The organism is Citrobacter farmeri (genome assembly GCF_019048065.1).
GTDB classification, from domain to species: Bacteria; Pseudomonadota; Gammaproteobacteria; order Enterobacterales; family Enterobacteriaceae; genus Citrobacter_A; species Citrobacter_A farmeri.
The window spans coordinates 3,400,836-3,416,557 of sequence record NZ_CP077291.1 but is presented as its reverse complement, the minus strand read 5'-3'; the positions used below and the strand labels follow the sequence as shown (position 1 = coordinate 3,416,557).

Genomic DNA, 15,722 nt, shown 5'->3' with positions numbered 1-15,722 from the left:
TCACCTCGAACTGTGTACGAAGGTCTCCTTTTCTGACCCGTGACGCTACGCGCCGTAGGTCAGAATATAGTGCTCTATCAGTGAAATAAGCCGCTGGTTATCGATGCTTTGCAGAATGGTTACCTGCGCACCTTTGGGTTCAGGGATCCCGACATTGAGGCGTAATGTGTCACGTCCATAGCGACAAGTCATACCGCGCGTAATGCCTTCCAGAGAGACATCCAGATAGTCTTCAGCCGTTGTTGTAAGAGAGGGATCCAGTAACCAGGCAACGGTTAACACATCGTGGATCCAACACCCGGGCAGATTGCGGGTTTGCATTGAGTAGGTGATCCACGGGCGAAGGGTTTGCACCAGAAAACGGCTAAGCCCGTTTTCTGTTTTTGCCAGACGATCCAAATCGGCGTGAAGCATTTGGGTTTGCGTTGTCACATCCATCGGAACCAGCGTGACTGGCGCACCGCTGGTGAGCACCGCATGAGCCGCCTCAGGGTCCAGACCAAAATTTGTATCTTTCAGGTAGCCTGGAACATTGAACACGCCACCCATCACGACGATTTTTTTGACCGCGTGAACAATCTGCGGGTAAAGCTGCAGGGCGATGGCCACATTGGTAAGGGGACCGGTAGCAACCAACGTGATTTCGCCAGGATTGCGACAGATGAGTTCACCTATTGCTTCAGGCGCATGGGATTTCGCGTTTTGACACATTGCCGGAGCAGGAACATTCGACCAGAGTTGCCGTAGGCCAAACTGATCGACACCATGATCCAGTTTTTCACGCCAGGGTTGCGGATCTTCCCGGAGCGCACGCGAGGCGCCACGGTAGACCGCAACAGGAATATCCAGTTGTGTAATGAGATCTTTAGCGACGGCATATCCCACGTCTACCGGCGTATTTCCGGCAACCGTAGTGATCATCTCCAGAGTGATTTGCGGCGCGGCAATGGCCAGCGCCAGCGCCAGACCGTCATCGATATTAGCGCCGGGAATGCCGTTCCCCGGATCGCAATCAATAATGATGCGCATCGGTTCATTATTACTTTGTTTCGGGGTGTACTTCATGTCCCTGGCAGCCACACGACTCTCCTGTTCGTAAATAAAACTCAAATTCAACGCGGCGAACTTCCCCATCCCAATTTTTCAGCATGTCAATTGCCGCACGGGCCATCTTATCGACAGGTTGCCGGACGGCGGTTAAAGAAGGGACGTTGTAAGCCGACTCTTGTGTTGCGTTAAAGCAGACCAGAGCAACATCTTCAGGAACGCGTAACCCGTGTTCTGCCAGGGCGCGTAAACAACCGAGAGCCTGCTGTTCATTCGTCGCGAACAGCGCGCGCGGCAGTTGGTGCTGAAGCATGCGTTTTGTCGCCTCGTAACCGCCGGCGCGGGTATAGTTGGTCGAAAAAATCCATGAGGGATTAACCACTAACGATGAGGCTTCCAGCGCCTGCTGCCAGCCCCGGATACGATCCTGAGTATTCAGCATTTCACGCGGGCCGCAGATGATGCCGATATCGCGGTATCCGTGATCAATAAGATGTTGTGTTACCTGCATCGCCGCCAGTTGTTCATCAACCTGGATAACGCTGACGTTAAGTCCAGGATCCACACGATCGAGCATGACGCAGGGGGTACCACTTTCCTGAATCAAATTGATATAAGGATGGCGATCAACACTGGTGTAGAGCAGCCCGTCAACCTGGCGGTGCAGCATATTATTAATGAGTTCACGTTCACGGCAGCTACTGTCGCCTGCGTCGCCCAGCAGAAGAACTTTGCCATCAGCAAAGGCTTCGTGTTGCAGGGCATGAGCCATAGAGGCGATAAACGGATTCGAGATGTCCGGCGCGACCAGCCCATAAGTTTGCGTACTCCCTGAAGCCAGCGCGCGCGCGATGCCATTGGGTCGATAACCGGTTTTCTTAATGGCCTGTAGTACACGCTGTCGTGTCGCTTCGGCAACGGGGCGCGGACCATTATTAATAACGTAACTAACGACAGCGACGGACGTTCCCGCTTCTTTTGCCACGTCAGAACGTGTTACGCGTTGTGAATGTGATTGAGTCACGAAGCACCTACCTGATTGCGTTCAGAGTGATTTTTTCCAGACAGCATAAGGCGTTATGACCCAAAAATCTTTGGTAAAGAACGCGCATCTCACGTTCTCTGGCCTCAAATTGCATCCTCGGGTAAGTTGAGATCCCGCCCGCGAGTCTCTGGTGCAAAGAACGTGGTCACCAGTCCAATTGCGGCCATAAAGGCGAAATAGATAGCGATTGGCCACCAGTGTCCGTAAAACGAGAGTAGCGCAGAGGCGATAAGTGGCGCTGTCCCGCCAGACATAATGGAACCGAGCTCTTTTGCAAATGCCATTTTGGTATAACGATTAGTGACACCGAAAAGCTCAACGCCCCATGCAGCCTGAACACCGAAAATCCCCAGGGAAGCGAGCCCCATGCCGGTAATGATCGTCGGGATAACAATCCACGGCTCACGAGAATCCAGCAGCATGAATGCCGGAAAGGCATACAGAATCAGTAACAAGCAGAACCAACGATAGATGATACGTCTGCCGAATCGATCGGACAGCCAACCCGCCAGAGGAATAATGGCGAATCCCAGAACCGATGCGATAAACACCGCCACGGTCGGCACCGATTTATCTACCATCAGCACCTTGGCGACATAGCCAATGATAAATCCCTGAGCCAGGTAGGAGGGGCCATTCTCGCCAATGCGTAATCCGACCATGGTCCAGAACGCACGAGTCCGTTTCCAGAAGCTACGTGTATCATGCTGTTGCTGTGCTTTTCCCTCGCGAAGCGCCTTTTCTCGCTCGGCCTGCAGGAGCGCTTTTTGACGTTCAAAGACCGGCGTTTCGCGCATATGGCGACGAATTAATAATGCTGTCGCGGCGATAAGAATGCTGCAAAGAAAAGGTATACGCCATCCCCAGCTCAGTAGGGCATCTTTGTCCATTTGCAGGACGATGAGCCAAACCAGAGAAGCCAGTAATGTCCCGCTGTTCGAGCCCAGAGCGATAATCGAAGAAACCAGCCCACGGCGTTTAACGGGAGCATATTCCCCGAGCATCACAGTACCGCCTGAAAGCTCCGCGCCAGCCCCCAGCCCCTGAGAAAATCGAAGGATAACCAGACATACCGGTGCCCAGACGCCTATCTGGGCGTAGCTGGGGATTAATCCTATTAGCATGGTCGACATGCCCATCAATCCAATAGTGATAACCATGACAATCTTCCGACCATGTTTATCGCCTATCCAGCCGAACAGTAATGCACCGATAGGGCGAGCAATAAACCCAACCGAATAGGCGGCAAAGCTGGAAAGTAACGCCATGACGGGTGTCGCTTCCGGAAAAAAGACATCGCCAAAGATAATGCCTGCGGCAAGGCCGTACAGGGCAAAATCGGCATACTCCATCGTGGTGCCTAACCAGCAGGAAAATGTTGCTCGCCAAAACTCGCGGCGTCCCTCGGGGGTTTCCAGCCGCTCCTGAGCTGCCTGTTGGTTATCCGTCAGGGAAACAGAGGATGAATGCGTGTTCATAAGAACTCCTTGAAGTTATCTGTCGACATGAGCCGCAGGTTTATACTCTTCACGTTCTACTCGCGTAGATATTATATTTTTACCGCAGATTAATAAATCTACCCGCGTAGAATTGAAAGATGAAAGAGTGAGAATTGAGAAAGCGATCACTTATAACAGGCAATTGTTACAGAAAAAGGTGCGCCCGTTTCGATGTTCTTCACTGTTTATCAGGCACGACCGATCGGCGCTGCGGGCAAAAGGGGAAAGTGACAGCGGTATAGCCCGGGAGCAATGAAATGTTTAGAGGTTAGTGGCATCAACGGGATGGGTGTGTGGTGTCAGCAACAAGTACGTTATAATGGCACGATGCCACAGCGTAAGGTGCGGAGGACTTGTGAATATCAGCGATGTAGCAAAAAAAACCGGCTTAACCAGTAAAGCGATCCGCTTTTATGAAGAAAAAGGGCTGGTTACACCGCCACTGCGTGGTGAAAACGGCTATCGCACGTACGGGCAACAGCATCTGAATGAGCTAACGCTGCTGCGCCAGGCGCGTCAGGTGGGATTCAACCTTGAAGAGTGTGGTGAGCTGGTGAATCTGTTCAACGATCCGGGGCGTCACAGTGCGGACGTCAAAAAGCGGACGCTGGAGAAAGTGGCGGAAATTGAGCGCCATATCAGCGAATTACAGTCGATGCGCACCCAACTGCTGGCGCTGGCGGCGTCGTGCCCGGGTGATGACAGCGCGGAATGTCCGATTATTGAAAACCTTTCTGGCTGCTGCCACCACAAGGCGCAGGCTTAACGCGCGTCGGGGTTGAGCATAAAGACGACCGTGCCACGATACCAGGGGGATGTGCGTAACTGCGCTTCCGCCTGGCTGTCCCGTTTTCCGTGCTGTACCAGCCCAAGCTTAAACGGAATACGCAGTCGGGTGAGGGCGGGCAGGTAGTCCTGATAATTCACCACCGTACGTCGTCCCTGATAGCTCTGAACCACCAGTTCATCAACCGGCAGCGTATTCAGCGTTGCGATGTCCCCCGTTTTCGCCCAGTCCAGCAGCCCTGTCACTCCAAGGGCAAAGTTGGGGGGCAACTGTTGGCGCAATGCCCGCAGAAAGTGAGTATAGTCAGCCAGTTGATGTGTCGCAGCATCAAAATCGACCTGCAGTCCCACAACCTGATTTCCCGCCGCCTGCCAGCGCTGCATCAGTCGCACAATACGTGCCGGAATAGCATCCGGTACGTCGAGCGTGGTGAAGCGCACGGTAAGCCATATAGACGGAAACGTCAGGCGGCTTACGGGAAGCCCCAGACGCTGAAACTCCACGCCCTTTGCCCGTACCAACACTTCACCCTGATGCAGATAGACCGTCCGGGCCGCTCTCAGTTCATCGCTGGCTTTCACGCCTGACCAGAGCCAGAAGGCCGGGTGTTCGCGGGCGGTAACCGTCTCAACTGCCTGCGCCTGTCCCGCCAGGAGCGCAATTACCAGTAGTATTTGAGTTTTTGCGCCCACGGACTGCCCGGATACTGGGTTTTCAACTGTGTGAACCAGCCTTTACGCTGCTGTTTGTCCACCTCTTCTCCGCCACACTCATTCGATCCGGACGGGGCGTAGCACATGATGGCCCGATACAGCGCATAGCTTCTGTCTTCGTGCTCGGCCTTCGGCGAGGCGATGACCTGCTGATAATAATGCTGGCGGTTAAACTGTCCGACAGGATCTTTTTGCTGGATAGCGGTTTCTAGCTCGCCGTTGCCTGCGCTGTCTTTCCACAAGTCGACATGCGTTTGCGAGGTACGGAAAAACTCGCCCAGACAGTTCAGCGCATGGGCATCGTCGGGCGTTTTGCTCAGCGTGCCGACGGTGTCATTGAGGCTGCGGCACACATAACCGACTTCGGCGGCGTCGCCGTTCCAGTCAAACGTACTCAGATTGACGTCGTCGAATGCCTCACCGATAACCGGTTGCGTGATGGCGCTGGCGAGTTTTCGGTCTTTTAGCCAGTCGCTAAAGCGGTTTTCAGTAAGATCGCGCACCAGCAGCGTATGCAGCGCAATAGTGCGCTCTTCGTTATTCGGCCCCTGGCTGACCTGCTGGCGCAACTGTTCAGGTGTTGCCACGGTTTTCAGTACCCGGGAGCGGTAGCGCAAACTGGTGACCGCGCTGTCAGGAGCAAAGATCGCCGCCACATTGCCGCTGTAGACCAGCGTGGCCGCCAGTTTTGCCTGCGCATACTGCTGCTGTTCGTTATCCTGGCTGAGCTTCAGCAACGTCGACCAGAAATCGCGCGCCGCTGACCACTGCTTTTGTCCCATCAGCGCGTCGCCGTAGAGCACCTGTTCGCTGAACGCGAGGATATCGTGAGGCGGCAGTTTTTGCGCTGGGGTGACCGCCTGAAGAATAGCGGCATAGTTATCTGTCACCAGCCACAAATTGAGTTGTAAATTGCGCCACAGCGGCAGTTTTCCGCTCTGGTCAAAAACCGGTTTGCTGGCGTCAAGTTTGGCCTGCGTCAGGGTTGGCTTCCGATCGCTGTTCAGGCGAAGGGCGCGCAGCATTTCGGTATAGCTCACAAGGGGGGCATCGGTGAACGCATCCTGTACGGATTGATCGTAAAACTGCATGCCATAGACGTTATCGTACTCAATAACCCGATCCCGCAGCGCCTGCGCATCGGTGGCCTGCTGGAATGCCTGCTCATACAAGCCCGCAAGCGTTGTCCAGTCCTGCAAATACCAATGGATGCGGCGCAGCATGCCACGTGTGGAATCCGCATAGCGGCCTTCTGGCCAGCGCTGGAGATAGATCTGTGCTTCTTTTTGCGCGCGTAAAGCATCTTCACGGTTTATTCGCGCGATATCAAAATCGCCATAGTCGCCGACGCTGTTCTGACTGCTTTTGTTCAGCGCCGTGCGCATCAGCATATATTGTGCGGTTTCCACCAGCCACGGGCGATCGCTGGTTAGCAGCGTTGTGAAGGTCTGTACCGCGCTGTCGTATTCGCCGGCGTAAAAATGGGCCGCCCCGGTCAGATAAGTTTTATACAGCAGGGCTGGTGAATCCGTCGGAAGCGCGGTAAGGGCCCCCGCAATTTGCTCTGCGCTGGCCCCGGAATAGAGTCCCAGGCGCGCCTGTGCCAGCGCCTGCTTTTGTTCCGCCGTCAGCGCAGCATCGTTCAACAGCGCGGCAAAAAACTGGCTGACGCTGTCGGCATTATTGGAGACGAAACGATTTTCCTGCTCACCATCGTGGTTGAATTCGACAGGCTCCACCTGCAGCGTCGCCATTTGTTGGACAATCGGATCCGGTGCGCTCTGCGTTTGCGCCGGTGAGTCTGTCCGGATATCAACGTCATCCCACTGGGGGTGATAAGCAAAATAGAAATCGCGCGAGCGGGTGATATCCGCTGGCATCAACTGAACAGGCACCGCAAATGACTTTGCCTCACTCAGCAGGCGCAACAGGTTGTCGCGGGAGTCATTATCGGGCGTCAGAATAGGGTCGCCTTTTAGCAGGCAGCGAGCGTCGCTCCATGTACAGTCTGCCATATCAAACGAGGCGAATGCCTGCGGTGCGCTCGCCAGTAATGCGCAAAAGCTTAATGCCAAAGGTGTCTTCCTGACCATCATGCGATTCCTGTTATCGGTTTCATCGGGGAAGGGGGCTGATAAAGAGAGTGATGCCCTCAACGGCGATCACTTCTACGTGGGTGCCGGCGGGAAGATCTTCAATGGCGCTGACCGGCCACGAGCTGTCGCCAACCCGCATGTGACCTCGGCCATTAACCAGATCGGATTCCAGCACAAACCGGCGGCCGACCAGTTGCTGGCCGCGTTGGTTGAGTTGACTGTCCGCTGGTTTTTGTTCGCGAACGCGTTTCGCCATCCACTTCCACCAAAGCCAGGCGGAAAGCAGCGTTAAGACGGCAAAGATAACGCCTTGCCATTCCCAACCGACGGGTAACAGCCAGACCAGAATACCGGTAATGACTGCCGCGACGCCGCTCCACAACAGATAGCCGTTGCCACCCAGCATTTCAGCGGCCAGAAGCAGACCGCCGAGACTGAGCCAGAAAATATGGGGATATTCCGCAATCATCTCGATCATTATTTATTCCGTTCGCTGGCGCTGTCCTTGATCAGTTCAGCGATCCCGGCAATGGAGCCCATCAGGCTGCTGGCATCCAGTGGCATCATCACCACTTTACTGTTACTGGACGAGCCGATTTGCTGTAGCGCTTCGGTATACTTCTGCGCCACAAAGTAGTTCACCGCCTGAATATCGCCGGAGGCGATCGCTTCAGACACCATTTTGGTGGCGCGCGCTTCCGCTTCGGCGGAACGTTCGCGGGCTTCTGCTTGCAAAAATGCTGACTGACGGTCACCCTCGGCGATCAAAATTTTCGACTGTTTTTCACCCTCGGCTTTAACGATTTCCGCCTGGCGGACCCCCTCGGCCTCAAGAATATAGGCACGTTTGGTACGCTCCGCTTTCATCTGCGCGTTCATTGCGCCAATCAGTTCAGCCGGGGGGCGAACGTCGCGAATTTCAATGCGGGTAATTTTGATTCCCCAGGGGTTGGTGGCCTCATCGACAATATGCAGCAGGCGCGTATTGATGTTGTCGCGCTGGGAGAGCATTTCATCAAGCTCCATGGAGCCCAGTACGGTACGGATGTTGGTCATGGTCAGATTGATGATTGCCAGCTCCAGGTTACTGACTTCATATGCAGCTTTCGGCGCATCAATGACCTGAATAAAGCAGACCGCATCAATCGAAACGTTGGCGTTATCTTTTGAGATCACTTCCTGAGAGGGAATATCCAGCACCTGTTCCATCATATTGATTTTGCGGCCAACCCGGTCCATGAACGGCACGACGATACTTAAGCCTGGTTGCAGCGTTTTGGTATAGCGGCCAAATCGCTCTACCGTCCACTGGTACCCCTGGGGAACAATTTTCACGCCGGCTCCGACGATCACCAGCGCGACAAAAATGAGAATAGGAATAACGATAAGCATTGAAAAACCTCCTGTTGAACTGTCCATGATGTCGTGATTGACGACGTTACTCTTGAAATTATACCTGATTCATTAAAGAGAGTTCCCCTCCCGTTAATTAGAGGGATACACTATTTTGCGATAAAACGCGAAAACAGGATAGACAATGCGTGAAAATAGCATTTTGCTGCAGGTAAACAATGTGGGTTACCAGGTCGGGACAACGAAAATTCTGAATAACATCAGTTTTGATTTACGCCCTGGTGAATTTAAATTAATAACCGGACCTTCCGGTTGCGGAAAAAGTACCTTACTGAAGATTATTGCGTCGTTGCAAAGCCCAACGAGCGGTAAGATCCTTTTTTCCGGGGAGGACATCACCACGCTCAACCCGGAAAACTACCGCCAGCACGTCTCGTATTGCGCCCAGACGCCTGCGCTGTTTGGCGATACCGTCTACGATAATCTGATCTTCCCCTGGCAGATCCGGCAACAGCGTCCTGACCCCGGGGCGTTTCTTGCTGACCTGGCTCGCTTTCAACTGCCAGAAACGATTCTGGCGAAAAATATCAATGAACTTTCCGGCGGAGAGAAACAGCGCATTTCCCTGATCCGTAATTTACAGTTTCTACCGCAGGTTTTACTGCTTGACGAAATCACCAGCGCGCTGGATGAAAGCAATAAACGCAATGTGAATGAGATTATTCATCACTATGCTCGCGATAAGCAGACAGGCGTACTGTGGGTGACTCACGATAAAGACGAAATTAATCATGCGGATGAAATCATCACCCTGATGCCGCATGCCGGAGAAATGCAGGAAGCCCGAAATGAATGAACATAATATTACCAACGAGTCACTGGCATTAGCGATGATGCTGGTGGTCGTGGCGATGCTGATAAGCCACAAAGAGAAACTGGCGCTGGAGAAAGATATTCTCTGGAGTGTCGCGCGCGCTGTCGTCCAGCTTATTATTGTCGGCTACGTACTGAAATATATTTTCGCGGTTAATCATGCCGTCCTGACGTTAGTGATGGTGCTGTTTATCTGTTTTAACGCCGCGTATAACGCGCAGAAACGCAGTAAGTATATTGATAAAGCGTTTCTTTCCTCGTTTATTGCCATCACGACGGGGGCGGGGTTAACGCTGGCGGTGCTGGTACTGTCGGGTTCGATCGAATTTATCCCGATGCAGGTGATCCCCATTTCCGGGATGATCGCCGGGAATGCGATGGTGGCCGTTGGGTTGTGCTACAACAATCTCGGTCAGCGTTTCAGCAGTGAGCAGCAGCAGATTCAGGAGAAACTCAGCCTCGGCGCCACGCCGAAAATGGCGTCTGCCGGATTGATCCGCGACAGCATTCGCGCCTCGCTGATCCCCACGATCGACTCCGCGAAAACGGTCGGACTGGTGAGTTTGCCGGGGATGATGTCAGGGCTGATCTTTGCCGGTATCGATCCGGTCAAAGCCATCAAATATCAGATCATGGTGACGTTTATGCTGCTCTCAACGGCGAGTCTGTCGACCATTATTGCCTGCTATCTAACCTATCGGAAGTTTTACAACTCGCGCCACCAGCTGGTGTTGACGCATTTGAGGAAATCGTGACGGAGCGGGGATTCAGCCGGATGGCGGCTTGCGCCTTATCCGGCCTACCGTGGGCCCGATAAGCGTAGCGCCATCGGGCAAAAGCGATTAATACAACAATGCATACAGCTGACGACGGTATTTCGACGCCAGCGCATCACCGGTACCCAGCGCGGCAAGAATTTCCTGGAACGTTTTACGCGCCTGACCGTCCGCGGCGGCGAGATCTTTCTTCAGATGACTGAACAACAGTTCCAGCGCTTCTTCATTGCGTCCGACCTGGTGCAGTTGCAGCGCGAGCTGCGCTGCCAGTCCGGCATCCTGCGGGTTTTCCGCCACCTGCTGTTGCAATAGCTGGATCTCAGGCGTATCTGCCGCCTGTTTCAATAGTTCAATCTGCGCAACCAGCCCCTGATAGCGGGTGTCCTGATCCTGGAGCGGAATGGTTTTCAGCACGGCTTCCGCCTCTTCGGAGCGGTTGAGGGCGATTTGCGTTTCCGCCAGCAGCAGGCCAATTTCACCATTCTGATTAGACAGTTGCCAGGCATCTTTCAGCAGCGGCAGCGCTTCAATGTAGTTGCCTTCCTGCATCAGTTGCATGGCCTGTTGCGCTTTCAGCTCTTCTTCACGCGGCAACACTTTGTCGAGCAGGGCGCGAATCGCCTCTTCCGGCTGCGGTCCCTGGAAGCCGTCAACCGGCTGACCGTTCTGGAACAGATAGACGGTCGGAATGGCGCGCAGACCAAACTGAGAGGCAATCATCTGCTCTGCATCGCAGTCGAGTTTCGCCAGAATGAACTGACCGTTGTACTGTGCTGCAAGGCTTTCCAGCACTGGCGTCAACTGCAGGCAGTGCTGGCTGCGTTCAGACCAGAAGTAGAACAGGACCGGCGTGGTCATCGACAGTTCTAAGGTCTGCTGCAGGTTTGATTCGTTAATGTTGACAATATTCTGTGTGGACATGGAGTCACTCTCTTGTGTCGATTTCTTTTTTACATGGGGGCTGACGCGCACGCTTCAACTCATCCGTGCAAAATTTTGTCCATCAGGCGTCCCGGCAGCAGGCGTTTGAGCAGCATAACGGCCCATGTCACCAGCGTGACCGGATAACGGAGTTTGGGTTTATCGCTGACAAAAGCATGGCGCACTTTGGCAACCACGGCTTCAGGATCGAGCGTAAAACGTGCGGCAATACCGGGGTTTTCCACCGGTTTGTCGCTCTGGGTCTGGTTAACGTTTTCGGTAAAACGCGTACGGATGGGGCCGGGTTCAATCAGGCTGACTTTAATTCCGCTGTGACGCAGCTCCATGCGCAACGCATCTGACCAGGCTTCCAGCGCGTATTTACTGGCCGCGTAGGCACCCCGCCCGGGCGTGGAGATCAGCCCCATCACCGAGGAGGTCATCACGATCCGTCCTTCGCCGTGTGGCAGCATGGCCGGTAACAGGCGCATTGTAAGTTGGTGCGCGCCAAAGAAATTAGCAGAAAATTGCTGCTCCATCTGTGTGCGGCTGATGGTGGTCAGTGGACCGTAGACGCCGTATCCGGCATTGTTAAAGATCCCATATAAGCAGTTATCGGTCAGGGCGATCACCTCGTCAGCGGCGCGATCCACGCTCTCGGGAGAGTCGAGATCTATTAATACGCCGGTGAATCCCATGCTATTCATGCGCGTGACATCGTCGGGTTTGCGGCAGCCGGCGAGAATCTGAAAGCCCTGGCGCTTCAGCTCAAGCGCGCTTTCCAGGCCGATACCGCTGGAACATCCCGTTATTAAGACCGATTTTTGCATAACTTTACCTGTCAGGATCTCCGTTGAATTAAGACTCGTGTTTTACTAAAGGACTCAACTGCTTCGCCATCCAGTCGGCGATAAACGGCTGAGCATCGCGGTTAGGATGAATACCATCATCCTGCATCCATTGCGGTTTTAGATAGACCTCTTCCATAAAAAAGGGTAACAGAGGAATATCAAACTCTTTGGCGAGCTTTGGATAGAGAGCACTAAAGGTTTCATTATACCGGCGACCATAGTTCGCAGGCAGACGAATTTGCATCAGCAGCGGTTCGGCGTTCGCCGCCTTAACGTCCTGCACGATGGTACGTAGTGTCTGCTCGGTCTGTTGCGGCGCAAAGCCGCGCAGTCCATCGTTGCCACCCAGCTCAACCAGAACCCAGCGTGGCTGATGTTGTTTGAGCAACGCAGGCAGACGCGCCAGCGCTTGTTGGGAGGTGTCGCCGCTGATGCTGGCGTTCACCACCGTGGTCTTGCTCTGCCATTTATCGTTGAGCAACGCAGGCCAGGCGGCGCTGGCGGACATTCGGTATCCGGCGCTCAGGCTATCGCCGAGAATTAACAACGTGTCAGCCGCAGCGGCCCGACAGGTAAACAGGATCAGGAACAGGAAAGGCAAATGCCAGCGGAAAACATTGTTGAAGTTCATCATCTTAAGAAGTCCGTCGGTCAGGGGGAGCACGAGCTTTCCATCCTTACCGGAGTTGAACTGGTTGTCAAACGCGCCGAGACCATTGCGCTGATCGGCGAGTCGGGTTCAGGGAAGTCCACGCTGCTGGCGATCCTCGCTGGACTGGATGACGGTACCGACGGCGAAGTCAATCTGGTGGGTAAACCGTTGCATCAGATGGATGAAGAGGCCCGGGCCCAGCTGCGCGCGCAGCATGTCGGTTTTGTCTTTCAGTCATTTATGCTGATTCCCACACTGAACGCGCTGGAGAACGTTGAACTTCCTGCACTGCTGCGCGGCGAAAACAGCGGACAAAGTAAAGCGGGGGCGAAGGCACTGCTTGAGCAACTGGGGCTGGGCAAACGGCTGGACCATCTTCCGGCACAGCTTTCCGGAGGTGAGCAGCAGCGCGTGGCGCTGGCGCGTGCTTTCAATGGTCGCCCGGACGTGCTGTTTGCCGATGAGCCGACGGGCAACCTCGACCGGCAGACTGGCGAGAAAATTGCCGATCTGCTCTTTTCGCTTAACCGCGAGCATGGCACCACGCTTATCCTGGTGACTCACGATCCGCAACTTGCGGCGCGCTGCAACCGACGATTGCGCCTGGTGAACGGACAGTTGCAGGAGGAGGCATGATCGCACGTTGGTTCTGGCGCGAATGGCGTTCACCGTCACTGTTGATTGTCTGGCTGGCGCTGAGTCTGGCGGTGGCCTGCGTGCTGGCGCTGGGCAATATCAGCGATCGTATGGAAAAAGGGTTAAGTCAGCAAAGCCGTGAGTTTATGGCGGGAGATCGGGCACTGCGCAGTTCGCGCGAGGTGCCGCCGGCGTGGATTGACGAAGCACGTCAGCGTGGTCTGAAGGTTGGAGAGCAACTGACGTTTGCCACCATGACCTTTGCCGGCGACACGCCGCAGCTGGCGAATGTCAAAGCGGTCGATGACATCTACCCGATGTACGGCGAGCTGGAAACCAACCCTCCGGGGCTCAAACCGCTGCCGGGAACGGTGCTGTTGGCACCACGGTTGATGGCGTTGCTGAATCTGAAAACCGGCGACACCATTGATGTCGGCGATGCCACGCTGCGCATTGCTGGCGAAGTGGTACAGGAGCCGGACTCCGGTTTTAACCCCTTCCAGATGGCCCCGCGTCTGCTAATGAATACGGCAGATGTTGCGAAAACTGGTGCCGTACAGCCTGGCAGTCGCGTCACGTGGCGCTATAAATTTGGCGGTACGCCACAACAGCTTGATGGCTATGAAAAGTGGCTGCTACCACAGCTGAAGCCGGAACATCGCTGGTACGGACTTGAACAGGACGAAGGCGCGCTGGGTAAATCCCTTGAGCGTTCGCAACAGTTTCTCCTCCTTTCGGCACTGTTAACGCTGTTGCTGGCCGTTGCTGCGGTAGCGGTGGCGATGAATCACTATTGTCGCAGCCGTTACGATCTGGTGGCGATTCTGAAAACGCTCGGTGCGGGCAGGGCGCAACTGCGTAAACTGATCGTCGGGCAGTGGTTGATGGTATTGGCCCTTTCCGCTGTGACGGGTGGGGCAATCGGTCTGCTATTCGAAAAGCTGTTAATGGTCCTGCTCAAACCGGTGCTGCCTGCCGCGCTGCCGCCTGCCAGTTTCTGGCCGTGGATCTGGGCATTGGGCACGATGACGGTGATTTCGCTGCTGGTTGGTTTGCGTCCCTATCGCTTGTTATTAGCCACCCAGCCGCTGCGCGTATTGCGTCGTGACGTAGTGGCTAACGTCTGGCCGCTGAAATTCTATTTGCCGATCGTGACTGCAGTGGTCGTGCTACTACTGGCCGGGTTAATGGGCGGAAGTCCGCTGCTGTGGGCGGTGCTGGCGGGCGCGGTGGTACTGGCGCTGCTGTGCGGCGTGCTGGGATGGATGCTGCTGAACGTTCTGCGTGGGATGACGCTGTCGGCGCTGCCGCTACGCCTTGCGGTCAGTCGCCTTCTGCGTCAGCCGTGGTCGACGCTGAGCCAACTGTCGGCGTTTTCGCTGTCGTTTATGCTGTTGGCGCTGCTGCTGGTATTACGCGGCGATCTGCTGGATCGGTGGCAGCAGCAGCTTCCGCCGGAAAGTCCCAACTATTTTCTGATCAACATTGCCACTGAACAGGTGCCGCAAGTGAAGGCATTTCTCTCAGAGCATCAGGTGATCCCGGAAGCGTTCTATCCAATCGTGCGGGCGCGGTTGACGGCGATAAACGACACGCCGACCGAAGGCGGGCAGGATGAGTCCCTGAATCGCGAGCTGAACCTGACCTGGCAGGATACTCGTCCGAATCACAACCCGATCACCGCCGGCAACTGGCCGCCAGAAAAAGGCGAGGTGTCGATGGAAGAGGGGCTGGCAAAACGGTTGAACATCTCTCTGGGCGACAGCGTAACCTTTATGGGCGACACCCAGGAGTTCAGCGCGAAGGTAACCAGTTTGCGCCGGGTGGACTGGGAAAGCCTGCGGCCCAACTTTTTCTTTATCTTCCCGTCCGGCGCGCTGGATGGGCAGCCGCAGAGCTGGCTGACCAGCTTCCGGTGGGAAAACGGCAACGGCATGCTGACGCAGCTTAACCGAGAGTTCCCGACCATCAGCCTGTTAGACATCGGCGCGATCCTTAAGCAGGTGGGGCAAGTGCTGGAACAGGTCAGTCGGGCGCTGGAGGTAATGGTGGTGCTGGTGACCGCCTGCGGCATGCTGCTGTTACTGGCGCAGGTGCAGGTCGGCATGCGTCAGCGCCATCAGGAACTGGTAGTCTGGCGTACGTTAGGCGCAGGTAAGAATCTCCTGCGTACCACGCTGTGGTGTGAATTCGCCATGCTGGGATTGGTCTCCGGACTGGTAGCCTCCATCGGTGCGGAAACCGCGCTGGCGGTGTTGCAAACCCGGGTGTTTGACTTCCCGTGGGAACCCGACTGGCGCTTGTGGATTGTCCTGCCGCTCTGCGGCGCGCTTTTACTTTCCCTTTGCGGGGGCTGGCTCGGTGTCCGCCTGTTGAAAGGGAAAGCATTGTTTCGCCAGTTTACTGTTTAACTACGTGATAATGACGCGCCGGTTTTTATGCTGGCGCGTACTTTTTTAGTAGCATAAATTGA

Annotated in this window: 15 protein-coding genes; 5 read left to right on the top strand and 10 right to left on the bottom strand. The window is 55.0% G+C overall.

The window, feature by feature from the left end:
- Positions 1–45: 45 nt before the first annotated feature.
- From I6L53_RS16075 to I6L53_RS16065, 3 genes are all read right to left on the bottom strand, one after another.
- Positions 46–1,029, bottom strand: coding sequence for a nucleoside hydrolase (locus I6L53_RS16075; protein WP_042324851.1), 984 nt, complete (start codon positions 1,027–1,029; stop codon positions 46–48).
- A 10-nt stretch (positions 1,030–1,039) separates the two neighbouring features.
- Complete coding sequence (locus tag I6L53_RS16070) at positions 1,040–2,071, bottom strand: LacI family DNA-binding transcriptional regulator (RefSeq protein ID WP_042324402.1); 1,032 nt, start codon at positions 2,069–2,071, stop codon at positions 1,040–1,042.
- Positions 2,072–2,175: 104 nt separating this feature from the next.
- On the bottom strand, positions 2,176–3,570 hold the full coding sequence (locus I6L53_RS16065; protein ID WP_042324400.1) for an MFS transporter: 1,395 nt from the start codon (positions 3,568–3,570) through the stop codon (positions 2,176–2,178).
- A gap of 376 nt (positions 3,571–3,946) precedes the next feature.
- Between I6L53_RS16065 and cueR the strand changes: the two genes are divergently transcribed.
- Complete coding sequence (gene cueR / locus I6L53_RS16060; protein ID WP_042324398.1) at positions 3,947–4,357, top strand: Cu(I)-responsive transcriptional regulator; 411 nt, start codon at positions 3,947–3,949, stop codon at positions 4,355–4,357.
- On the opposite strand, the gene I6L53_RS16055 is transcribed toward cueR, so the two are convergent.
- The 4 genes from I6L53_RS16055 to I6L53_RS16040 are packed head-to-tail and all read right to left on the bottom strand — an operon-like array spanning position 4,354 to position 8,579.
- The gene (locus I6L53_RS16055) at positions 4,354–5,070 is read right to left on the bottom strand and encodes a DUF3142 domain-containing protein (protein WP_042324396.1); all 717 of its coding nucleotides are present in this window, start codon (positions 5,068–5,070) and stop codon (positions 4,354–4,356) included. The genes cueR and I6L53_RS16055 overlap by 4 nt on opposite strands.
- Complete coding sequence (locus I6L53_RS16050) at positions 5,040–7,184, bottom strand: PA5441 family protein (RefSeq protein WP_042324849.1); 2,145 nt, start codon at positions 7,182–7,184, stop codon at positions 5,040–5,042. The genes I6L53_RS16055 and I6L53_RS16050 overlap by 31 nt, the downstream gene beginning before the upstream one ends.
- Positions 7,185–7,206: 22 nt before the next feature.
- Positions 7,207–7,665 (bottom strand): NfeD family protein, encoded by a 459-nt coding sequence (locus tag I6L53_RS16045; protein WP_042324394.1) that lies wholly within the window; start codon positions 7,663–7,665, stop codon positions 7,207–7,209.
- Entirely contained in the window at positions 7,665–8,579 is a 915-nt protein-coding gene (locus tag I6L53_RS16040) for an SPFH domain-containing protein (protein WP_042324393.1), read from the bottom strand. Before I6L53_RS16040 ends, I6L53_RS16045 begins: the two co-directional genes overlap by 1 nt.
- 145 nt (positions 8,580–8,724) lie before the next feature.
- On the opposite strand from I6L53_RS16040, the gene fetA reads away from it, so the two are divergent.
- Positions 8,725–9,396: an iron efflux ABC transporter ATP-binding subunit FetA gene (gene fetA, locus I6L53_RS16035; RefSeq protein WP_042324391.1), complete on the top strand. Its 672-nt coding sequence runs from the start codon at positions 8,725–8,727 to the stop codon at positions 9,394–9,396.
- Positions 9,389–10,168 carry an iron efflux ABC transporter permease subunit FetB gene (fetB, locus tag I6L53_RS16030; protein ID WP_042324389.1) on the top strand — a complete coding sequence of 260 codons (780 nt, stop codon included), beginning with the start codon at positions 9,389–9,391 and terminating at the stop codon, positions 10,166–10,168. The genes fetA and fetB overlap by 8 nt, the downstream gene beginning before the upstream one ends.
- Before the next feature lie 87 nt (positions 10,169–10,255).
- On the opposite strand, the gene I6L53_RS16025 is transcribed toward fetB, so the two are convergent.
- Genes I6L53_RS16025 through tesA form a run of 3 tightly spaced genes read right to left on the bottom strand, consistent with a single transcriptional unit; the run spans position 10,256 to position 12,595 of the window.
- The gene (locus tag I6L53_RS16025; RefSeq protein ID WP_042324387.1) at positions 10,256–11,110 is read right to left on the bottom strand and encodes a co-chaperone YbbN; all 855 of its coding nucleotides are present in this window, start codon (positions 11,108–11,110) and stop codon (positions 10,256–10,258) included.
- Between the two features lie 59 nt (positions 11,111–11,169).
- Positions 11,170–11,940 (bottom strand): SDR family oxidoreductase, encoded by a 771-nt coding sequence (locus tag I6L53_RS16020; protein ID WP_042324385.1) that lies wholly within the window; start codon positions 11,938–11,940, stop codon positions 11,170–11,172.
- Between the two features lie 28 nt (positions 11,941–11,968).
- Entirely contained in the window at positions 11,969–12,595 is a 627-nt protein-coding gene (gene tesA, locus I6L53_RS16015) for a multifunctional acyl-CoA thioesterase I/protease I/lysophospholipase L1 (RefSeq protein ID WP_125339513.1), read from the bottom strand.
- Between tesA and ybbA the strand changes: the two genes are divergently transcribed.
- Both ybbA and ybbP read left to right on the top strand, forming a co-directional pair.
- Positions 12,563–13,249, top strand: coding sequence for a putative ABC transporter ATP-binding protein YbbA (gene ybbA / locus I6L53_RS16010; protein WP_042324383.1), 687 nt, complete (start codon positions 12,563–12,565; stop codon positions 13,247–13,249). The two genes, tesA and ybbA, sit on opposite strands and share 33 nt — an antisense overlap.
- On the top strand, positions 13,246–15,660 hold the full coding sequence (gene ybbP / locus I6L53_RS16005) for a putative ABC transporter permease subunit YbbP (RefSeq protein ID WP_042324380.1): 2,415 nt from the start codon (positions 13,246–13,248) through the stop codon (positions 15,658–15,660). Before ybbA ends, ybbP begins: the two co-directional genes overlap by 4 nt.
- The last annotated feature ends 62 nt before the right edge of the window (positions 15,661–15,722 follow it).